At 57.9% G+C, this 21,760-nt stretch carries 20 protein-coding genes and 1 pseudogene; 9 read left to right on the forward strand and 12 right to left on the reverse strand.

The genetic code is table 11. The annotated features are described in order from the left end of the window. The 7 genes from AC1DF8_RS17960 to AC1DF8_RS17990 form a co-directional block, all read right to left on the reverse strand. Complete coding sequence (locus AC1DF8_RS17960) at positions 1-231, reverse strand: hypothetical protein (RefSeq protein WP_478154334.1); 231 nt, start codon at positions 229-231, stop codon at positions 1-3. A gap of 180 nt (positions 232-411) precedes the next feature. Beyond that, a complete protein-coding gene (locus AC1DF8_RS17965) occupies positions 412-609 on the reverse strand; it encodes a hypothetical protein (RefSeq protein ID WP_018114838.1) in 198 nt (65 codons plus the stop codon). Between the two features lie 304 nt (positions 610-913). After that, entirely contained in the window at positions 914-1,729 is an 816-nt protein-coding gene (locus AC1DF8_RS17970; RefSeq protein WP_478154335.1) for an alpha/beta fold hydrolase, read from the reverse strand. Positions 1,730-1,895: 166 nt separating this feature from the next. Further along, positions 1,896-2,837 carry an NAD(P)-dependent oxidoreductase gene (locus AC1DF8_RS17975; protein WP_478154336.1) on the reverse strand — a complete coding sequence of 314 codons (942 nt, stop codon included), beginning with the start codon at positions 2,835-2,837 and terminating at the stop codon, positions 1,896-1,898. 201 nt (positions 2,838-3,038) lie between these two features. After that, positions 3,039-4,049 carry a 2-dehydropantoate 2-reductase gene (locus AC1DF8_RS17980; RefSeq protein WP_113206446.1) on the reverse strand — a complete coding sequence of 337 codons (1,011 nt, stop codon included), beginning with the start codon at positions 4,047-4,049 and terminating at the stop codon, positions 3,039-3,041. Between the two features lie 242 nt (positions 4,050-4,291). After that, positions 4,292-4,801, reverse strand: a complete 510-nt coding sequence (locus tag AC1DF8_RS17985; protein WP_478154337.1) for a cytochrome P460 family protein — start codon at positions 4,799-4,801, stop codon at positions 4,292-4,294. Positions 4,802-5,094: 293 nt separating this feature from the next. Further along, on the reverse strand, positions 5,095-6,564 hold the full coding sequence (locus tag AC1DF8_RS17990; RefSeq protein WP_478154338.1) for a sodium:solute symporter family protein: 1,470 nt from the start codon (positions 6,562-6,564) through the stop codon (positions 5,095-5,097). Between the two features lie 531 nt (positions 6,565-7,095). Between AC1DF8_RS17990 and AC1DF8_RS17995 the strand changes: the two genes are divergently transcribed. From AC1DF8_RS17995 to AC1DF8_RS18015, 5 genes are all read left to right on the forward strand, one after another. Next, positions 7,096-7,683, forward strand: coding sequence for a Urease operon accessory protein (locus tag AC1DF8_RS17995; RefSeq protein ID WP_113013836.1), 588 nt, complete (start codon positions 7,096-7,098; stop codon positions 7,681-7,683). Positions 7,684-7,853: 170 nt separating this feature from the next. Continuing rightward, positions 7,854-9,455 carry a GMC family oxidoreductase gene (locus AC1DF8_RS18000; RefSeq protein ID WP_478154339.1) on the forward strand — a complete coding sequence of 534 codons (1,602 nt, stop codon included), beginning with the start codon at positions 7,854-7,856 and terminating at the stop codon, positions 9,453-9,455. 369 nt (positions 9,456-9,824) lie between these two features. Further along, positions 9,825-10,547: a response regulator gene (locus AC1DF8_RS18005; RefSeq protein ID WP_018114830.1), complete on the forward strand. Its 723-nt coding sequence runs from the start codon at positions 9,825-9,827 to the stop codon at positions 10,545-10,547. Positions 10,548-10,576: 29 nt separating this feature from the next. Then, positions 10,577-11,590: a cytochrome-c peroxidase gene (locus tag AC1DF8_RS18010; RefSeq protein ID WP_478154340.1), complete on the forward strand. Its 1,014-nt coding sequence runs from the start codon at positions 10,577-10,579 to the stop codon at positions 11,588-11,590. Further along, positions 11,547-14,084 carry a two-component system VirA-like sensor kinase gene (locus AC1DF8_RS18015; protein WP_478154341.1) on the forward strand — a complete coding sequence of 846 codons (2,538 nt, stop codon included), beginning with the start codon at positions 11,547-11,549 and terminating at the stop codon, positions 14,082-14,084. The genes AC1DF8_RS18010 and AC1DF8_RS18015 overlap by 44 nt, the downstream gene beginning before the upstream one ends. 25 nt (positions 14,085-14,109) lie before the next feature. On the opposite strand, the gene AC1DF8_RS18020 is transcribed toward AC1DF8_RS18015, so the two are convergent. After that, on the reverse strand, positions 14,110-15,375 hold the full coding sequence (locus AC1DF8_RS18020; RefSeq protein WP_113206450.1) for an MFS transporter: 1,266 nt from the start codon (positions 15,373-15,375) through the stop codon (positions 14,110-14,112). A 367-nt stretch (positions 15,376-15,742) separates the two neighbouring features. Here AC1DF8_RS18020 and AC1DF8_RS18025 point away from each other — a divergent pair, with 367 nt between their 5' ends. Then, positions 15,743-16,846, forward strand: a complete 1,104-nt coding sequence (locus AC1DF8_RS18025) for an FAD-dependent oxidoreductase (protein ID WP_112969711.1) — start codon at positions 15,743-15,745, stop codon at positions 16,844-16,846. A gap of 241 nt (positions 16,847-17,087) precedes the next feature. Here AC1DF8_RS18025 and AC1DF8_RS18030 read toward each other — a convergent pair whose 3' ends face one another. Continuing rightward, entirely contained in the window at positions 17,088-18,344 is a 1,257-nt protein-coding gene (locus AC1DF8_RS18030) for an ATP-binding protein (protein WP_478154342.1), read from the reverse strand. A 366-nt stretch (positions 18,345-18,710) separates the two neighbouring features. Between AC1DF8_RS18030 and AC1DF8_RS18035 the strand changes: the two genes are divergently transcribed. Both AC1DF8_RS18035 and repC read left to right on the forward strand, forming a co-directional pair. After that, a complete protein-coding gene (locus tag AC1DF8_RS18035; protein ID WP_018114824.1) occupies positions 18,711-19,067 on the forward strand; it encodes a hypothetical protein in 357 nt (118 codons plus the stop codon). 141 nt (positions 19,068-19,208) lie between these two features. Beyond that, positions 19,209-19,355: pseudogene (gene repC, locus AC1DF8_RS18040) on the forward strand (replication initiation protein RepC); the annotation flags it as partial. Between the two features lie 70 nt (positions 19,356-19,425). Here repC and AC1DF8_RS18045 read toward each other — a convergent pair. Further along, on the reverse strand, positions 19,426-19,629 hold the full coding sequence (locus tag AC1DF8_RS18045) for a cold-shock protein (protein ID WP_018114823.1): 204 nt from the start codon (positions 19,627-19,629) through the stop codon (positions 19,426-19,428). 39 nt (positions 19,630-19,668) lie between these two features. After that, positions 19,669-20,934 (reverse strand): MFS transporter, encoded by a 1,266-nt coding sequence (locus tag AC1DF8_RS18050; RefSeq protein ID WP_478154343.1) that lies wholly within the window; start codon positions 20,932-20,934, stop codon positions 19,669-19,671. 156 nt (positions 20,935-21,090) lie between these two features. Between AC1DF8_RS18050 and AC1DF8_RS18055 the strand changes: the two genes are divergently transcribed. Continuing rightward, positions 21,091-21,219, forward strand: a complete 129-nt coding sequence (locus tag AC1DF8_RS18055) for a DUF2442 domain-containing protein (RefSeq protein WP_478154344.1) — start codon at positions 21,091-21,093, stop codon at positions 21,217-21,219. Between the two features lie 82 nt (positions 21,220-21,301). Here the strand turns inward: AC1DF8_RS18055 and AC1DF8_RS18060 are convergent, their stop codons facing one another. Next, positions 21,302-21,640, reverse strand: a complete 339-nt coding sequence (locus AC1DF8_RS18060; RefSeq protein ID WP_018114821.1) for a hypothetical protein — start codon at positions 21,638-21,640, stop codon at positions 21,302-21,304. Between the last annotated feature and the right edge of the window lie 120 nt (positions 21,641-21,760).

Consider the following 21,760-nt stretch of genomic DNA (forward strand, 5'->3'; position numbering starts at 1 on the left):
TCAGATCGCAGGCACCCATTTCCAGAAGACGCCTTCCTTGCGGTCGGGGTAGTGCTTGAACTCGCATTCGAATGCTCTGCCATAGGCGGCCGCTGCATCGAGCGCCTTGCTTCTCACGGGGTTCATTCCGGTGCCAGGCGCAAACCAATCCTCCAGCAGGTCGTCGGGAACGTATACGCCGATGCGTAGCGGTAGCTTCGTCAGGACTTCATCCAGTTCGCTTGCCGGCATGTGACCTCCCTATTACTCATTCCGCAACCCATCAGGTGTTCGAACATGCAGCGTGAAGATTGGTTCCACGCTTTTGCCGGTGCCGCATGCAAGCCCGATGCATTCGAAGCCATTTACGGCAAGCCAACCGTTGCGAGATGCATGCCATGAACCGCGTCGGGCCTGTCAGGGAGCGAAACTTCAGGCGTCCGGATTTGCGCTCCGCCTATTTTTGGGGTCCAAAACGAAAATGAGCCCCATTCCGCAGGTGATGAGCACCACGCTAAAAATGTTCCAAACGAAGAACAAAGGATAGCCGAGAAAGGTGGTGCTGTCGTTGAAGGCCACATTTCCGGCAAAAACAGAGGCAACGACAATGACCGCAATCAGAAATCGCATCGCTCCCCCATATCCGCAATTCGTCGGAGAGCGCTACTTTAACATGGCCACGCCGAAGTGGAAGCCTTTCCAAGGAGCGGCTAATGCCTTCCCGGCATACCTTATGTCGGCGACCTCATCTCCGTGCGATGCAATGTGATCAAGGGGTATATCGTCGGCGCGTTCGTCGAAAGCAGAAGCAGTCCGGCCGAAATTGCTTCATCTCATCGGCGGAGCTTCGAGACCGTTTCCTGACCGTGTTGGCCAGATTGCGGCACTTCGGCCCGTACGCGAGCATCAGGATGAAGGCCTCTGTCATCATCGGTCATTGATGAACATCATCGAGAAAGTTCCTGAGCAGGGCGTTAAAACTGGCGGGAACTTCCCAAAAGGGAGCGTGCGAGGCGCGTGGGATCCGGATGCATGTGTCGTTCCACAGATTTCCGTAGGGGACGGATTTGACGTAGTCCAGGTTGACAATGTCATCCAATGCGCCGTTCACGATTGCTGTCGGTACGCTGGTTGCAGAAAGCACGTCCCGCTGGTTTGCGCCCTGGCCTTTCATGGCTCCGCTCACGAGCAAGGGCCGAAAATGTTTGTCCGTTCGCCTGATTGTGTTTGGGATGAAAGGCTCCAGATGGGGGCCCATGATGGCGTGTGCAAATTCGACCGCCTCTTCCGACGTAAGCTCTGCCTCGCCGGCCAGTCCGCCGAGCGGCCTGCGGCGAAATCCTTCGGCGATGTTGTCCCCGACGGGCGGGGTACCGGTCACCATGATGCCGTCGATTCCTGCCGAGCGGGATAGCATCTCGATGGCTATATGACCGCCGAGCGACCAACCGACGATAACGGCGCTCCTGATGCCCATCGCCGCCATCACCTCCAGACACGCATCCGCCAATCCTGGCCGCGAATAGGTCCGTTTCGGGTCCACCGCATCGCCGGATTCTCCGTGGCCCGGCAAGTCAAGCGCGATGAGATGGTATGATTCGAGGATGTCGTCCATGAATTGCTTCCGAAAGACCGCGCGACAGGTCGAGTTACCGTGAAGAAAAAGTACTTTCGGGCCGTGTGCGGAGTTCTCCTCTACAGCAATGACCCCGTGAGAGGTGACTACTTCGGTTTTTGAAAGTTTGGACATCTACCTTCGTCCTTTGCCTGATGGCGCAATTCTCGAATATATTCGTCCGATGGGCATGGGCCGGGTCCGAGCATTGCAGCGTTGTCTCATCGGGACTTCTGGCCGGTTTCTAAGCGAGGCTCGTTGGTTTCAACTGAAACCGACGGGTGAAAGCCGGGGATCCGGGTTAGTCCACTGTGTTCAGCAAGGGCCGCATCACGGCAAAACGCTCGATGTTTTCCGCAACCGCTCGTGCGATGTCGGCCAGGGATCTGTCGGTAATGCCGGCAACATGCGGGGTCATAATGACATTTGGATGCGCAAGAAGAGGGTCGAGCGCGTCGGCGGGTTCCGTCCAGAATACATCCAGGCCCACTCCTCCCAGTTGGCCGTCTGCGATACAGGCCTCAAGCCCCTTCCTGTCGATTAGCCCGGCGCGGGCAATATTGATGAGGACAGCACCGGGACGCAGCCATCGCAAATGCTGCTCTTGAACAAGCCCTGTCGTTTCGGATGTATGTTTTACGCAAACGATCAGGATATCCGACTGTGAAAGGCAAGCTTCTGCATTTTCAGCGGAGTAGCACCGATCGAGGTGATATTCGGATGCTTTTCCCGCGGTGGGCGCTCTTGTCAGGCCGAGCAACCGAACGTCAAACGCCTTGAGACGTTTCGCAAGTGATTTCGCAACAGCGCCAAGACCGTACAAGCAAACGCTACGACCTGCCAGCGCGGTCCCGATGGGGGCTCCAAGAATTCCGTCTCGGATATTTTCTCGAACTTTATTGCATTGGCGCAAGAGCATCAGCAGCAGAAGAATTGCGTGCTCGGCAACGGAATCTGCGTTCCCCCCGGTTCCCGGAACGTTCGCGACGGGGATTCTTCTGCAACGCGCGGCGGCGAGGTCAACGCCATCAAGGCCAACACCGAATTGTTGTATGAACTTCACATTACCGCGGTCCATTTCGACCGCTCCGATCCGTTGAGCACGCGGGATCAGGACATCGATCTTGGAAGGCATAGTTGTGAGTTCACCATCCCACAGAAGTATTTCGTGCTCGCCTGCAAGCGATCGTTTTAGATAATCGGGCATGTCCGGGAATGTATGTCCGGAAAACACAATACGCATCAAAGTCACCTCGATGTCTGAGACAAAAGAAGAGGCTGAGCTATCGCGCCGTGCGAATGCAGGAATGTTTCACAGCGGGCCTCGTTTGTTTCAGATGTGAGAAATGGCTGGAATGCTCTGGGATGGGAAAGCACTTGCGGACGGAGGATCGGTCTGTTGGCTACGCATGTCGGGCGTTCAGCGGATGAATGTAATCCGCGACTAGGCGGCATGTGACCGTTCAGCGGTGTCTCTGAAATGTGCGAGGCCGGTGATTGCCTCCGTAACCGGCATTCGGATCCCGCGCTGGTTGGCGAGTTCGATGACGGCATCGCAAATCGATGCAAGTTCCAGCTGGTTCCCTTTCTCATAGTCCTGCAGCATCGAGGTCTTCACATCTCCAAGCTTTCGTCCGGATTCGAGGATGATATCCGGGTCGACTTCAAGCTTGGCGCCATAGGCATCGATCACAGGAATGACTTCCCGCAACATCTGTCGGCTGATGTCTGCAAGGTAGTGATTGCCGAAGTTTTCGCGCAATGTGGCTCCCGTGATGGCGGTTACCGGGTTGGAAATGAGATTGCGAACGACCTTGGTCCAAACTGCATCTCGAATACGAGGCGCGATCCTGGCGCTGATCCCGGCGGCGTTCAGCATACTTGCCAGGACATTTGTGCGCTCAGAGGATCGGTCATCAAGTTCCCCGATCGTCATCTGCAGCGGGTTGGCGGTTCGCGCTGTTCCCGGGCACGTGCGCTCGGCAGTGATCAGCGTGGTCGTGCCGATTATCTGTCGTGAGGGTATCAGTCTCTTCAGTCTCCCATCGGGATCGACCGATTTCACGACTTGACCGGTCCAATCACCCTCATCGCCGTCGAAATACCACCAGGGTATGCCATTGACGACTGGAACAATGATGGTCTCGGCGGAAATGAGCGGCTGTAGAACGGCCGCCAGGTCAACCAGATCATGAGACTTGGAGCAGAGAAATAAAATCCGCTGCGGGCCAAAGTCCGTCGCCTGGCCGACCTCGACGCGCGCACGATGGTCGCCTTCGCTGTCCAGTAAGCGAATACCCTGCTTGTTGATCGCGGCGAGGCTGTCGCCCCGAGCGACCAGCCGGACATGAAAGCCGGCGATCGATAGGCGCGCTGCAACCGTAATCCCTATCGCGCCAGCACCGGCTATACATATCGGTAAGCCTAAACCGGCTTTGTCGAAAAATCCGGGCATATGCCCTCCTGCTGATATCTATCGGCAGGATCGGTGAACCTCGTTTCCGCGCTATTACAGCAATCGTCCAAACCGTTACAGACTTAGTCAATCAACCTGAGTGATGACATCAAATCGTCGCTTTTGAAGAACCGGTCCCGTCACGGGATGATCGCCTCGCCCGACGCAATCCCGTCGTATCGGGCCGTGTCAATGATCACGCGGGACGATCGCCGCGTCGCCTCGCCTGTCTGGCCGGAAGCTCAAGGCGCATATCGTGTGAAGACGTAGTCGTGGTTCTCGACGTTGCTGACATGACAGGAAAGACAGGTTTCGTGCTGGGCAATATCGACCGGCTTGCCGTTTACGAACCTTCCGAAACCCCAGCCATGACTGTCAGGGTATTTCTTCGAGTCCTTCACCATGACCTGCACAGTCGTCGCGGCGCCTGGAACGGTCGCAGGCGCGAACTCCGTCGACTGCTTGCGCTTGTAGGCGAGCTTGACCAGAATCGAACCATCCGGAAAGGGCAGCGTACCCTTCTTATAGGCGTCGACCGCGATGTCGTTGCCAAGCACCGAGCGCAGTTCATCAAGCGGCGGCGCTTCCTGAGCCGGCGCTATGAACTTCCAGTCTCTGTAGCCTTCCGGAATGGTAACCCCGTAGATCGGAGAAGCATTTTCAGGAGCTGACTGCGTCGCCGCGCAAAGGGAAGCGACGGCGCCAAATGCAAGTGCGGAAATGACAAATATGCCAGGGAGTGCGGGCTTCAATTTGGACTCCTTTCGGACCGATGATCTGAAGCCACGATTGCTGGCGATTGTATCCGCATAATTTCAGGCAGGCGCCGATATGTATCAAAATGTGTACGGGCGGGCTCAAAGGACCTTGAATCGACGTCTATATCAGCCTGACAGCACGAGGTGATACCGGCCGCCATTGCGGCGAGCATGGTGCTATCGCCCAATTCTGTCCGGTAATGCGGAGGCAATCGCAAGGTGATTGAAGACACGCGAAGCCTTGGGGAAACTGCACGAAGCGCATCGCGAGACACCTATGTTCGCAGCTATGGATTGAAGCGCGCCGAAGACGTTTGTCGTTGGGCAGTCGCAACGCTGACCAGCAGTGCGACGAGCACGTTCAGAGTCAGTGCGATGAAACCGGTGTTGATCTGCTTTACCGTCGCCGGAGCATTTGGAAAGAAGCTGGCGATCGTCAAGCCAGTCGTGACGACGATGCCGACTGTGCCGACGCCGACGATTATTCCCGCGGCTGCCCCCTCCTTCGTGAAGGGGTTTTTCGGCAGGAGGCTCGCAAGAAGAGCCGGAAAGAGCTGGGTCACGATGCTGTAACCCATAATCAAGATGGCAACGATGCTTTCTCCCCCCATCAAGGTGAAAAGCACTGCAATAGCGGTCATGAGTAGAACCGAGCACTTCGTAAAACCGGTAACCAGCCTGTCAGAAATCGAGGGTGCCAGCTTTCTCAGAATATTCGTCGAGATCAGAGTGGATCCGACGATGACGATGGTCGAACCCGGCACAAGTGCCGTAAGCACGCCTGCGGCCCCGATCACGCCGACGAACCAGGGATCAAATGTGGCAATGGACAGCTTCAAGAGCGCCAGGTCGATTTCGTCGCCCTGCAATCCGGGGATCTTGAGGACGGCCGCAAAACCGACGAGCATTGCAAACAGCATAACCAGCGAATAGAGCGGCATCAGCACAGCGTTCCGCCGAAATGCACCCTCTGATCTGGACGTGTAGACGGAGGAGAAGGTGTGCGGCCACATATAAAGGCCGAGGGTCGAAAGCGCGACGGTGCTGCAATACCAAACGATCGTTTCGCCGGTATTCGGAAGCGCCAAGAAGCCGGGCCTTGCCATCTCGATCTGATCGAACATCGGTCCAATCCCCCCATAATAGTGATAGGGAAGATAGAGCCCGAGAAATGCACAAATGATCCAGATCGTTACGTCTTTGACCGCTGCTGCCCACGCAGAACCGCGCATCCCTGAAGCGATGACATACAGGGCCATCACCGCCGCGCCTAAAATCACTGCCCTGGACTTCGAAATCTCGCCCCCGGACAAGGTTTCGGCGATGATACCAAGGCCCTTGAGTTGCAGGATGAGATAGGGAATGAGGGCCACGAGGCCGACGACAGTGACCAGAAAACCGAGACCGGGGCTGTCATATTTCTGCTCGAAGAAATCCGGTTGCGTGACCAGTCGCATCTCGTTGGCAAAACGCCAAATAGGCGGAAGCAGCCAGTAGGATGTGACAAAAGCCAGGCAGGTGTAAGTCAGGATGTAGAATACTGTGCCGCCCTTGCCATAGGCAAATCCACTTGCACCAAGGAATGTAAAGGTGGTGTAGATTTCCCCCGCCATCAGCAGGAAGACCAGGACGGGCCCAAATCGCCTTCCACCCAGCGCCCACTGCTCGAGACTGACGCGGCGATGATTGCGGCCCCAAGCAGCCAGGATCAAAATCGCCGCTACGACTGCGCAAATCAGCCACAAGGCACTGTTCACAACGAGCACTCCTTCCGGTCGATTACCAGGGCAACGACTGTGGCAATCCAGAGTGGAGGCAGGGACGTGCTCTCCAAGGCCGAGCGGTCTGTGCGGATGTCACCACGTCTTTTCCGTCGCCGTGAAAAACCAACTGGGCTTCGAAGAGAGGCGGGCATCTAGCGAACAGTCTCGTTGCGATGGGGCGGCTCCAGGGTGGATCCGCGTTGGAGCCGACTCGCAGACTATCTCCGGACAAGCGAACTGAATAGGGCAGGGACGCTTCTTCTCAGGCCAATCGTCTTACGATCGTAATAATTGATTTCCGTGCTCCGGGTCTGCTCACGGTGATGTTACGAACACAATGATTTCCTCTGATTTTGCAATGAAGCGTTCATGACCCGAACCAAGCTTTGCGACCTCTCCAGGAGGCCGGCACGGACCGGTTGGCCGTCCATTGCCCGCTTCGCCCCGACGATCTGCTGCCTCATTGGGCTACGGCCTCTTCGCGGACGGAGCCATCCAATCGAGGAATTTTACATGACCCGCATTATGATCGTAGGAAATGGCGCCGTAGATTGCCGCTACGCGCCGATTATCGAGTCCGCGGACCTGGTTGTCCGGTTCAATGATTGCCGTTCCAGTGGCGCCAGTGGCCTACGCACCGACGTCGTTGCGGTTTGCAACACCGGTCGACCAGCCAAATCGATGCTGGGCTCAGACGTCTGGCGATCACATCCAGCTGTCGCTCAAGCGGAGGAGATCTGGTGTGTACGTGATCCCAGGAAATTTGCCGCGATGAAACCCCTCATTGCGGTGCTTCACCCGGAACTAGACGATTTCTGCGACGACGGCACGCAGGCATTCAATGCGTTCTGCCTGGAAAGCGGCAAGCGCTGCTTCGTCATCGACGAACGAACGCATGATTGGGTCGATGACGTGCTGCAGTCCTACCACCCGGCGCCCTATGTCGTCCCAAGCAGCGGCATCATCGTGATCGCCAGCGTGCTGGACAGATATCCCAATGCAACGGTTACCATTGTTGGATTTGGACATGAAGGATGGGAATATCACCCATTCGCCGCCGAACGGCGGCTCGTCGATGACTACGTGACGTTGGGCAAGCTGCGCAGGCTTTAGCCGGCAATCATATCCTTGCAGATGTAACCGCAATCCCCTGATCGATAACCGGGCAGACACCTGGTTTCGCAATATCCGTCACCGGCGCCGAGAGGTAACCAGCGCAAAATTCGCGCTGGGAGCCTCCATGGTGCCGGGTGCAAATGCCATTTCCACGGAGACAACACACAATGCCTGACGCATCTATCCCGAAAACGCTGGCCAATTCCTTCGATGTCATCGTTTGTGGTTCCGGGACATCTGGTTCGATCGTTGCTCGTCGTCTGTCCGACAATCCAGATCTCAACGTCCTACTGCTTGAATGCGGATGGATAACTTATTCAGACACGATCGAAACCGCCACGCGATGGCCCGAAAATATCGGCGGCCCTCACGATTGGGCGTTCCATTCCGAACCGCAGGCGGGTCTGGGCGGTAGATCGCTGCTGATGTCGATGGGCAAGGTCGTGGGTGGCAGCTCCAGCATCAATGCGATGATCTGGGCGCGAGGTCATCGCCACGATTGGGATTTCTTCGCTAGCGAAACGGGGGATGCCGGATGGGGTTACGAAGCGATTTTGAAGCTTTACGGCACGATCGAGGATTACCGCGGCAGCCCGGACATGGCGCGTGGGAAAGACGGTCCCGTCGCGGTTTTTCAGCCGGCGCGACCTCATCCGATTGCGCCAGCCTTGGTAGCTGCCGCAAAGTCTGTCGGGATCCCCGAATTCCGAAATCCCAACGGCTACATGATGGAGGCAAAGAGTGGTTGTGCCATCTCGGACGTGCGAGCCGATGGGCTGGAGCGGGTAACCATCTTCGATTCCTATCTGCGTCCGGTGTTCGGTCGCGACAATCTGACCTTGGTCACCGGCGCAGTCGTGCAGCGCGTCGTCACAGAATCCGGACGAGCAGTCGGCGTCGATGTTCTGCTCGACGGCGTACCGCAACGCTTCGCTGCCTCACAGCAGATCGTGCTGTCCACCGGATCGATCAACACGCCGCGCATTTTGATGCAATCCGGCATCGGCAACGAGATCGAACTGAAGCGGCTCGGAATTCCGATCGTTCAGCATCTTCCCGGAGTCGGCGAGAACCTGCAGGATCACCTTTGTTTCCCGAGCATTTTTGAGTATCACGAGCCGCAGCCAGCACGGGGCAATGGCAGCGAAGCGACAATCTACACATCGGTTCATTCCGGCAGCGCTTCACCGGATGTGCTGATGTGCCAGGGCGAATTCCCGGTCTGCAGCCCCGAACTTGCAAAACAGCATTCCGTTCCCCAAAATGCCTGGTCACTGGTCGCAGGATTGGCGCAGCCGCGCAGCCGAGGCAGGGTCAGACTACGCAGCGCCGATCCACGCGATGACGTCGTGTTGCAACTCAACGCTTTGTCGGATCCGCGAGACTTGGCGACTGCACGGGCAGCGGTCGAACTCAGCCGGGAAATCGGTGCCCAGGCGCACTTGAAGGAGCTGACAAAATGTGAGGCCTTTCCCGGAGGCGCCTACAAGAACGACCTCGACCTATTCATAAGGCAGAGCGCCGTTCCCTTTTGGCACCAGACCTGCACGGCAAAGATGGGGCGGGACGAATGGTCCGTCGTGGATGCAAAGCTCAAAGTCTACGGCATCGACAATCTTATGATCGCCGACGGATCGGTATTCCCCCGGATTCCGACGGGAAACACAATGGCACCCTGTGTCGTCGTCGGTGAGCGGGCCGCGCAGATATTGCTGAAGGAAATATCAGGCAGCGTCGCGACCCCGACCGCCTTCGAAACCCGGCTCTGAAGGGTCATGGGACCGGCAATTCCGTCGGCGGCGCCGCCGATCGGAATTGCCGGGGTCGATAGCGCGGGCCACAATTCTTCGACGTTCAGCCGGCCAATAGGGCGCGCCAGGAAGAGTTTGCTTTGGCACCAATTCCGGTCGGATTTTGCTTGCGCCTGTGAGGAAATGGAGAGCCACTGTTGACCGCGATTCCGTCGGATGCTCCAGGTTTTGGCGTCAAGGCGGTGCAAATTGAGTCTCACYGGCGCTTGCAGACAGCCGGCGTTTCAATTGTAACAAAGCCGCGCCGGCTGTAATGCATTTGAAATCTCGTGCAGCAATACGCGAAGCTAGGCCGAATTCATTCGAGTGGTGTCTGGGGGTTACAACGTGAAACACATTCTGGTCGTCGATGATGACAGTAAGCTTCGTGGCCTTCTGATAGACTATTTCTCGCAACACGCCTTTCGTGTCACCGGCGTGAAGGACAGTCATCAGCTCGGCCAGGTGCTGCAAGCCGAACCGGTGGATCTCGTTATTGTCGATCTCAACCTCGGCCACGAGGATGGGCTGGAAATCGTTCGGACATTATCGGGCAAATCGGACGCGCCGATCATCATTATCAGCGGAGACCGGCTCGACGAAACCGACAAGGTGGTCGGGCTGGAGCTCGGCGCCTGCGATTACATCACCAAACCTTTCGGCCTTCGGGAATTTCTGGCCCGTGTAAGAGCAGCATTGCGCGTTCACCCGGTGGCGAGCGATCGCAAGGATCGCAAGATCTATTACTTCGACAAGTGGATCCTGAACGTCAAAAGACGGCAATTGATCTCGAACGAAGAAAGCGAGGTCAAGCTGACCGCCGGTGAATTCAATCTGCTCACGGCGTTCCTCGATATGCCCCGCCAAGTGCTGTCGCGCGAGCAGCTTCTGTCGGCAAGCAGGGTGCATGACGAGGAGATTTTCGATCGCAGTATCGACGTTCTCATCCTGCGGCTCAGACGCAAGCTGGAAGCCGACGCCTCGGCGCCGAAGTTGATACGTACCGAGCGCGGCGCCGGCTACATATTCGATGCCGACGTTGTTGTTGAAGCGCGCAGGCGAGCCAAGTGATCGGTTCTCGACGGGGCGCCGGGTTCCGCATGTGGGCGACCTGGCGAAACCGTCAGGCTGTTCTTGCGGTGATTGCCCTGGGTCTTTCCTTTGGCGTTGAAGCGGTTCACGCGATCGATCGCAATCCCAATCCCCGCGAGCCGCTTGCCCCACTGACTGTGCCTGAAGGGCTTGATGCCGAGAAGGTTGCACTTGGCGGGTTGTTGTTTTCTGACCCTATCTTGTCGGGCATGAACAAGCTTGCCTGCGTGAGTTGCCACGACCTGACCGCCGGCGGAACCGTCAACGTCAGGCGAACGGTCGGCTACAAGGGTCGCGTCCACCGGTTTAACGCGCCGACGATTTTCAACGTCGGCAATAATTATCGGCTCGGCTGGAGAGGAGATTTCACGTCGCTCGAGGATCAGAACGAACGAATATTGCTCGACGACAACCTCATGGCCGCGACGTGGCCGGATCTGCTCGCGCGGCTACGCCAGAATCCGGCGTATTCGGCCAAGTTTCAGAGCCTTTATGGCCGTCCGGTGCAGCGCGAGGATCTGCTTGATGCCATCGCGACCTTTCAGCGGTCCTTGACAACGCCCAACGCGCCGTTTGACAGATACCTTGCCGGTGATCTCGACGCTCTGTCGGAGAAGGAGCTGGAAGGATACCGTCTCTTCAAGGATCTTGGTTGCGCATCCTGCCACCAGGGGTCGAACGTCGGTGGAAACATGTTTCAGAAGTTTGGGATCTTTGCTCCTCCGCCTTCAATTGATCCCGACAACGATGGAGATCTCGGGCGCTACACACTGACTGGAGTTGATGCAGATAAAGGCGTGTTCCGCGTCCCCAGCCTGCGCAACGTTGCCGTCACGGCACCTTATTTCCACAATGGCAGCGTCTCTTCACTGTCGGATGCAGTTGAAATCATGGCTCGCAGCCAGCTTGGGCGCACGCTCAGTCAGCGCGATGTGGAGTCCCTGGTGGCGTTCCTGAACACTCTTACGGGCGAGTACAATGGACACAAGCTCCAGCCGGCCCCAGCGTCGAGCAACGATTGAATTATGGCGTATCGCCGTACTCGTCATCGGTGCATTCTGCTTCGCTCTGCTGGCAATCGGACGCGTTCCGTCACGAGACACGCACGAGGCGATACTGACGGCATTGAGGGCTATCGATGTCAATCATGCTTCGTTGCAGCGCGACGTGCTGCGGGCAAGAGCAGGGCTGCTCAGGAATTATGATCCGTTGGTCGAATCGATCGTCAACCTTCATGCTGCGCTCAGCAGGCTAAGGGCGACGTTCCCGGAAAGCGGTGTCGAGAACGTCTCCGACCTCGATCGGGAACTGACTGCGCTCGCCCAGTCGATCGACCGGGACGAAGCATTGGTCGAGCGTTTCAAAACGGACAACGCGATCCTGCAGAACTCTCTTACGATAGCAAACCAGTTGCTCAGCGAACTGCATGCCAGCACTGATCCGGCAATCCAACAGGCGCTGGGGCGGTCGAACGATCTCGGCAATATGATGATGCGCTTTGAAGCCGATCCCGGCGAGCGGCTGGCTCGTTCGATCCAGGACCAACTTGGCGCCATACTTCGCTCCGATGCCGCAAACGTCGCCGAAGTCAGAACCTATGTCGCGCATGCCCGCATGATCCTCGCGACGCTGCCGGCGGTCGATGGCACGATCGCCTCGATCCAGGCATCGCAAACRCCCGTCGAGGCGCAACTCCTGCAGAAGCATTATCTCGATGCCTTCGGCGTCATCAGCGTTCGCTCGGCCTGGAGCAGGATCCTGCTGGGCTCGATCTCCGTTCTGCTGTGCATCTACCTCGCGATCCTCGTGTACCGATTGCGCAGTCAGACCAATCGTTTGACCCAGCAACTCGATCTCGAAAATCTGATAGCGGATATCAAGCAGCGTTTCAGCGATGATTTCGACTCGGTCGCGAATGCTGTCATGGACTCGCTTGTCATCGTGGCGGAGTTTTTTGATGCAAGCCGATATGCTTTCGTCGTCGTGGACACGAGTTCTCGATCGGTTGTTGAGAGTTTCGGAAATGTGGAGGCGCCTACCTTGGCCGGTCTTACCGCCCGTTTTTCGGACCAGATATCGGCTTCGACCATGGCGGAGAAGCTTCACTGGGATCGCTTCTTTTACCAAAATCTGCAGCGCTCGGAGATGCAGGCACTTCCCGAAGGTTCGCTGAGTGCCGGTTCAGTCGTTGCGACGAGCATAGACGCCGGAAAAGTCGGATTGCTCTTCCTCGAACATGCCGAAATTCGCAAGAAACCGGGTAGCGACGAAATAAGATTGCTCGGGCAAGCAATCGTCGCACTCTCACATAGTTTGAGGGGAAAGCGCGAGCGCAAGGAAAGGCAGGAGCTGGAGGGGCGCCTTGAGCATGCGCAAAGGTTGGAAGCAGTCGGAACGCTCGCCGGCGGCATTGCTCACGAATTCAACAACGCGCTTAGCGCGATAATGGGTTATGGGGAAATGGCGCTGGAGCTCAACCAGGCACCATCACGCACGCGCCAATATATTCAGGAGATTGTCTCGAGCGGCCTGCGCGCGAAGCACGTTGTCGATCAAATTCTCACTTTCAGCCGGAAGCGCGAGCGGGTAAGCAGGCCCTTCGACGTCAAGGAGGCCATCGACGACATCGTGCCGCTCGTGAAAATGTCGATTCCGGACACTATCCAGCTATCGAGCACTATCGCGCCGAACATGCCGGCGGTCGCTGGCAATCCGATCGAGCTTCAGCAGGTCATCATGAACCTCTGTACGAACGCCGCGCAGGCGACGGGCGAAAATGGAAGAATTCAACTTTCGGCGCAGATGGCAGAGTTTTCTACCGACATTGCCCTTTCGCATGGCAATATCACCGCCGGGCGCTATGTCCTTGTCGGCTTGACAGACAATGGAACCGGTATCGCACCCGGCCTTTTCCCGTACATCTTCGAGCCTTTCTTCACGACCCGTGTGAATCGAGGCGGAACCGGCCTTGGTCTGGCCGCTGTTCACGGCCTTGTCACTGCGATGGACGGCAGGATCGACGTGGAAAGTCGGCAGGGCGAAGGCACGACCTTCAATCTCTATTTCCCGGTGAGCGCTGCAGCACCCGTTCCTTTGGAACAATTTTTCAATGAGAGGACGGTTCCGCTTGGCAATGGCGAAATGGTTCTGCTTGGCCAGCGCGATCACAATCTGCGTCTGATGTACGAGGAAAAGATTGCCGCGCTCGGATATGAACCTGTCGGCTTTGAGAGCCTCTCAGCGCTCAAGGACTGGGTGTCGGAAAGCGCGCGCGCGCCCGACCTGATCCTTCTCGATCTCGATTTATGGCAAGTCATGCCGGACCTGCGACATATCGCCGGCGAATTCGGGCAGACCACCACGGTGTTTATCGTTGAGCCGGAGCATGCCGGTGCCGATCATCGCGTCTTTGCCGACATATCAATGTTGCGAAAACCCATCAGTTCCAACCGCCTTGCTGCTACGCTGTTCGAATTGATTGGGAACAAGCAACCGCGCCCCGAGGTCCCCCGATAGCCGGCCAGGTTTCCGGTAAGGTATTTTACCTTTGAGCGCTCGAGACTTGCTGCCGGTCGGTCAAGGCCTCGGGCCGAACCAAGAAGTAAACACCCAGGCCCATCGTGAGCGCGCTGACGAAGAGCAGGTAAAACACATGCGAAAGCGACGAGATCGTCAAGAACGTGGCGAGCGTTACCGGTGTCAGGCCACCAAAAAATGCGTAGGAAACATTGTAGGAGAAAGATACGCCCGAAAAACGGACCGGGGGCGGAAAGCATGAGACCATGACAACGGCTGCTCCAACGGCACTAAGGCCGGAAAAGCCGATGATGGCGCTCGAAAGAAAGACCTGGGCCGGGGCTGGCGTAGAAATATTGTAAAAAGCAAAGCCGCCGATGGCCAAAAAAAGGCCTCCGACCATGAAGAACCGCGCCGCGCCGATCCGATCGAAAAGCAGTCCGCCTGAAACCACCCCGACCACGAGGGACATCGCGCTTATCGTTGTCGCGATCAGCGCAACTTGATGGTCGACATGGTGAGATCCCTCCAGGATCGTTGGGACCATCAGCGTCAGCATCACGACACTAGCCGACAGGATCCAGGTGCAAAGGCCAGAAATAACGATGCTCCGCCGATAGGTCTTCACGACCACGGCGAGAGGCAGTTCGGGAACGAGTTGTTTTTTTGCTCTTAGAGCCACAAACACCGGCGTTTCATGCAACATGCGGCGAAGCCGCATCCCGATGAGGCCGAAGACACCACCGAGAATGAAAGGCAACCGCCACCCGTAACTCAACATGTCGGCAGGCGGCAGAATCATCGTCGTCAGTGCCGTAAGGGATGCGCCCAGGAAAATCCCAACCCCGAGCCCGGCGCACACCAGGCCGCATGCAAAGCCCACACGACGCGAGGAAACGTGTTCGGCCGCAAATGTCCAGGCGCCGGGCACTTCCCCGCCGATCGCAATACCCTGAAATATGCGGAGGACGACGAGCAATAAGGGCGCGGCAATCCCGGCGCTCTGATAGGTCGGCAAAAGCCCGACCGCGAGCGTTGCGCCGGCCATCAACAGAATTGAGAATGCAAAGACACGCTTGCGGCCAAACATGTCGCCGAAATGGGCAAGCACTATTCCTCCGAGAGGCCGGAAAATGTAGCCGGAGGCGAATATGCCGTAAGTTTGTATCATCGCCAGCCATGTCGGCATATCAGGCGGGAAGAACAGCACGCTGATCGACTCGGCAAGGAAGACAAAAATTACAAAGTCATAGAATTCCAGAGCCCCGCCAGCGGACGCAAGACAAAGCATCCGAAACACGTCTCGGCGCCTCGAGGGACGGGTCGAATGCCGATTCCATTGCGTGTCGGCTTCGGTTTGTTCTGAGCGGGTCAATTTCGATGCGACGCCAATTGGGCCTTGATGGAGCGTATAGGCTCCTAACGTCGATGGTACCTGCGGGAAAAGTGAAATTCGGTTACAGATGAAAGAACCGTACTATCCGAAGGCCAATTCCCTTCGTCCGACAGCCAAATCCCCTCGAATCTGTGCCGAACGCGGCAATTTGCTACAGATGAAATACCAAGGCAGGTTTTTGAAGCGACGGCGCAACATTTCATCCTAACCTAGGCGTATTGCAAAGTGGTCATTCTGGCCGCGCGACAATGGGAACCCAGTCATGAAGATTCTGATCGTCGGGGCCGGCATTGCCGGACTTGCTACGGCAAGAGCGCTCGAGCTGAAAGGATTTGAGGTCGACATCGTCGAGCGGCGCAGTATCTCCCCCACGACCGGTCAGGGCATCTTCCTCTTGGGCAATGCATCACGCGCCCTGGCAATGCTTGGGGTACTGGGGGACGTCTTTGATGTCGCCTTTCCAATCGAGGCACAGAGAATTTTGACGTCACGCGGTGTCGTCATCAATGATGTCGCCACCCAGACGGTCTGGGGCGACTGCGGTCCCTGCCTCGCACTGCCGCGGCACAAGCTAATTGATGCGCTCCAGGCGTCGATCAGCACGACGAAAGTGTCCTACGGTATCTCCGTCACCGCGGCCCGATTGCGGGATGGCATCAGAGAAGTGCACTTCAGCGATGGCAGCATCGACGAATACGACCTCGTCATTGGCGCTGACGGAATTCGCTCGGCCGTGCGAGAATTCGGTTTTGGCGGGAGGACACCGCGCCCCCTCAGCATGTCTTGCTGGCGCTTGGTGGTCGAAAACCACAATCAGGTGGACGCCTGGACGGCTATGCTGGGAAAAGGACGGACGCTCCTTGCCATACCTTTGAGCCGCTCCGAGCTCTATATCTATGCCGACTGTCCGGTGGAACAGTTCGGCGATGGATCGATTGGCGTTCTCCGGGCACGCTTTGCCGACTTTGGCGATCCGCTGGGCTCGATCATCGCTGCTCTCGACGATAAGGTCACTGCCCACACTGCAAGACTTGAAGAGATTCCAGCCGGTCGTTTCATTGATCAGGGGCTTGTGCTGGTCGGCGACGCTGCGCATGCCTCTTCGCCGAGCATGGCTCAAGGCGCGGCGATGGCGCTTGAGGATGCGATCGTGCTTGCCGCCTGCCTGGCTCAGAATGGTCAAGTCGCGCAAGCCCTGGAGGAATTCTACAAGCGGCGAAAGGGGCGTGTCGAATGGGTCCAGCAGCAATGTCATGCGCGCGACAAGTTGAGAGGCGCGGCAGATATTGTCCGAAATCTGGTGCTTCGCAACTTCGGAAACGCGCTCTACGCGCGGTCCTACCGGCGCCTGGCACAGAGCCTTTAGATCGATCGCCCAGCGGTTCTGAGAGAGCATTGAGGGCGCTGTTTGTTGTCGGCTGTGCCGCGCTGGGTAGCGTCGCCTCTCTGGCAGATGCTCCCTCACGCGCGGAAGAACATTGCTTGCGCCCATCGCCGGCAATGCATGATGAAATGAGATTTCACGGCTCGACCCGAACAATCAAACCGACGAAAACACGCGTCGCGCTCTCAAGACAGCCCTTCGCATTGCCAGCCGTTTGGGGCTCCTAACAGTCGACAGCTGGCGCTATCACCAGTTCTGCGATCAGGCCGCCGTCCGGCCTGTTTCGCAAATTGAGGCTTGCTCCGAACGTCGCGGCTAACTGTTGGGCGATCGCCAGACCGAGACCGCTGCCGGGAATTCCCTCGCTGGCGATCTGGCCGCCCCGCACGAAAGGCTTCTTGACAGCCTCCAGCAGTTCGTCGGCGATCCCCGGCCCCCGGTCCAATACGGTAATTATGATCTCATCGCGATGTGAGCGGATGGCGCTGACCTCGGCGGCTCCCGCGAATTTTAGCGCGTTATCAATGAAGTTCGAAAGGCTTCGTCTCAAGGCCCGCGGCTTGGTCACGATCGGACCGGTAACGGAATTGGCGATGGAAACAGTCCGGCCAGTGTCTTGATAATCAAGCACGAGGCATTCGATGAATGAGCGGAAATCGACAAGTGCGAAGCCCTCTTCATTCGCATGCGCATTCCTGGCATAGGCAATGCCTTCGCGGACCAGCCGCTCAGTCTCATCCAGATCTCTGAGGAGCTTTTCCTTTTCCGGAAAATCGCTTGCCAATTCAGCGCGCAGTCGCATGCGGGTAATCGGGGTCTGCATGTCGTGGGAGAATGCCGACAGAACCTGTATGCGCTCGTCCAACTGTTGCGAGATTCGGTGTCGCATGGCGTTGAAGGCTTTCGCCACCGCGGCAACCTCAAGAGGGCCGCCCTCTTTCAACGGTTCGCCCGGGCGATTTGGATCAAGCGCCTCCACTGCCGCAGTGATTTGGGTCAGCGGCAAAATCGACTTTCTGACGGCGTAGGCAAACATGCCTGCAGACATCAGCAGGAAGACAACATGACTTGCAATCATAGTCATCGCCGGTCCCATGGTCTGGCGTTCTGTCTTACCGGCTACGAGAATCTTCCGAGGGGGCAAAATCTCGGGCGGGGGAGGCGAAACAGCATCTGAGCCGCTGCTCTCCAGCATCCCCGCCCCATCAGCGCTTGCCTCTTCCCGTATGACCTGCAGCGGCGTCTGCCGATCGTCGAGCGCTGCAAGTTCGGTCGGTACGGCAAACACTTGTTGTTCGGCCCCGTTCGGCTGGGCTGGGTGCCGCACCTCGTTGTAGAGGCCGACCGCCAGACCGCCATGAGCAAAAACGAGACCGACGGACAGGATGAACAGCAGCCGCCCGCGCAAGGTTCTTGGCGGTACGCGCCATGCGGCGTCGGTGGAAATTGTGGTCACAGAAGAACGAAATCGCCCGGTCATCGGTTTCTCTTCAATGCGCTTGCTGGCAAACGGATGAAAGACTTGCCCATCTTCAGACGTAGAAGCAGGGGCCAGGTCGCAGGGAGAAGTGCTGCTGCAAAACCGCAGCATCGTTTCAGTTCTCTGGAAATATGTTTCGTCTGTAATGAAGTACGCCGCCGAATTCTTTCGGCAGCAAAGTATCGGGCCATCGACAATCAACCCRTTGCGACAACCTAGACCAAAGTCTAGTGACAAGTGAATTGCCGTCTAGTGTCGATCCCTGGTGCGAGGCCCTACCTCAAATATGTCTTCACACCGGAGCGCCAAGCACTTTCGAAGCGACCGACGAGAAGACCTATCGTAACCCCCTACGGAGATTTTCCGATGAACCGCGTTCTTAACCTCGCCGCCGTCGTCCTCGTTTCCTCGTTCGGCTTCGCAACTGTCAGCCACGCAGAGAGCCTTGACATGAATGCCCCGGGCCCTCTCGAAAACACCCTTCGCACCTTCTCGTCCGATTTCGACGTCCACGTACTTGGTAACTGGGACCAGTCGCCCGAGCACACCACACGTGGGTCTTCCGTTTCGGATCGCTCGGAGAACGCCATTCAGGGAATTCAGGCTGCCATTGAAGCAAATGGCCCGCTTGTCGCAAGGCTCGAAAGAGATGGCGTGAAGGTCTCCAATATCGTCGACGCAGAACAGGCTGCGGACGGCGGCATGACGTTCTATTCTCGTTAATTGCTGGTGCGGCGGGTGTTGCCGAAGCATGGCAGCACCCGCTGCAGCAAGGGTATGACGGCAGAAAGGGGGACGGGCAGCGACCCGAAATCCTTTCCTGTGCGGCGGGCAGCAAGATCTCATCGCCCGCGGAAAATGCGGGCGACCGTGATCGCCTGCATCCTGGAGCGGAGAGGCCAGGTCAATTCGGTCGGCGGTTCTCTGCGCGACCTGACGAGACCAGCCGAACACGGAGAGTTTGTGCTCGGTCCCATCCTTATGGCGCTTCCAGGCAGCCGACAGAGATAAACTTCTAAATGAGAAGGGCGCCTCATGGGCGCCCAGCTAGTGCTTGTGATTTTTAAGCGAGTGTCGCAGCTCAGAGCGGCCTGACGTTTTCCGCCTTTGCCTTGCCGGTCTTGCGGTCCTGGCCTACATCGTAGGAAACGCTCTGCCCTTCCTTCAACCCATCGCCATATTGAAGCGCGGTGACGTGGACGAAGATATCGGGTCCGCCCGTCTCCGGCGTGATGAAGCCAAAGCCCTTATCCATGTTGAAAAACTTAACCTTGCCAGTCGGCATGACGTCCTCATGTGTTTGTACGTGTTGCGGGGCGGCAACCTAGCCCTCGCCTTCCGCGAGATCAACCCGGTTTGAACCGTTGACCGACGTGTCATCCTCATCTGTCGGCGATGGCGCGATGGAGCCCAAAGCGGTGCAGAAGATCGCAACGGCGAAGAGTGCCACTCCCCCATGAACGAAATAGGCAAGGCCGTAGCCGCCAAGATCCGTCAGCCAGCCGGCGACAATATTGCTGAGAGACGCGCCGATGCCCTGAACCGTCATGACGGCGGCCAGGCCGACATTGAAGCGCCCGGTGCCTGACAGGATACGCTCTGCGGCGATCGGTGTCGCGATGCCAATGAGGCCTGCACCGACGCCGTCGAGGATCTGGACTGGAAAGATGGCGGCAAAACTCGTGAAGGTGCCGGCGATCAGGCCTCGAACAGGCAAGGCGGAAAGCGCGATGATAAAGACGGTGCCAAGGCCGAAGCGACGGATCATCAAGGGGGCGGCCAGCGCCATCGCGATCATGGACAGTTGTGACACCCCTGTCGTGACCGCGGTGGTTCGGAAGGGTGTCCCGAGCTGGATTGAGAAATCCTGGGCGATCAGGCGGCTGATCGGGGCGTTGCCGAAATGGAAGACCATCAGCACGACGGCGAGCAGGACGAGACCCTTCTTGGCAAACAGAACGGAGAAGCCGGAGGGACCAGGCGCTCCGTCGTCGTGCGCAAGACCGCGGGCGGCCTCATGGTCGATGCTGCGCGGATCGACCGCAAGAACAGCCAGAATGGTCGCTGTGGCCGTCATTGCCATCATGGCAATGACGCCCTTCAGCCCGAAAGCGAGCGACGCGAGATAGACCCCAGCAAGCGATGCGACGTTGCCGGCGTGGTTCCAGAATTCGTTGCGCGAGACCTGCCCGGAAAAGCGGCGTTCGCCGACAAGCCCGAGCGTCAGCCCCATGAGAGCGGAGCCGACGACCGCCCCGACGATTGCGGTTGCCGATTGGCCGCCGAAGACGGCGGCGTTGCCGGGGCTCGCAAGCGTCCAGAGAGCGGCAGCCGTCACCAACAGAACCGGCAGGATGATCAGCGTGCGCTTGCGATGCGTCGCGTCGACCCAGGCACCGAAGAATGGCGTGGCGACCATGCCAAGCACGCCACCGATCGTGGCGACGAGGCCAAGCGCCATAGGTGACCACCCTCGGGTGGCGAGGAAGCCGTCGAGAAAAGGTCCGAGACCGTCGCGGGCGTCAGCCAGGAAGAAGTTCAGGACGGCAAGCGCCAGAAGTGAGCGATCCTTGGCGAGCGATGCGGGCATCGAAGGCTCCGAGAGAGGCGAGGTTTAGGGCTTCAACGGGAAGCAGGCGACGGAAAACGGATGCTTTCGGCAAACGGTTCCGCTGACGCCCAATGGAGGGTCCACGCGTCCTGCGGGCCGGCGTCCCTTTCGCGTCATCTTGGAAGGAGCGGTTCAATGTGGATTTCAATAGCTGATGGGCGCACTCTCAGTGTGCCATTGGCTTGCATTCCACAGTTCTTGAACGCGACATCGGATCAGCTGCGTAAAGTTCAGGTCAGCCCAATGGGCCCTGGACTGACCTGAACGAGGATATCTCTATTAGCGACTTACTGCAGGGACGCGGCGACCGGCCGCGATCCGTTGGCAATCCTGAGGCGGTCCTGCTTTAGAGATCCAGGCGGAAATACACGCCGTTGCGATGTGGGCGATAGTAGCGATCACCGTAGTAACGGTCACGGTATCGCCAGCCGCGATCGTCCCGCCAGCGCCGCTCTGCGCGCCAATCCCGATAGTCGCGATCTCGATAGTAGCGGCGGTGATGCCAGCCATACCGGTCGTAATCACGATGATGGCGGTAGTGGCGGTGCCGGACCTGAACGACCGCGCTCTTTTCCACCGATGCGGACGGCGCCGCCGATCGAGGCATCGCCGCTGCAGGCTCTGCCGCGACCAAGGCCGAGCCGAGCGAGAGAACGGCTGCCACGGCAAAATGAGTGATTTTCATAGTTTCTCTCCTTGGTAGTTGTGACCAAGGCTGGCCCCTGCGCCATGAACTCCTTCTGAAGACGCTCTTCAGCTTAGGTTCATGTCAAAACCGCAGCCCGCGAGCGGCGCGTGAGATCGG

The sequence above is a fragment of the Rhizobium sp. 05N49 genome (assembly GCF_056396805.1).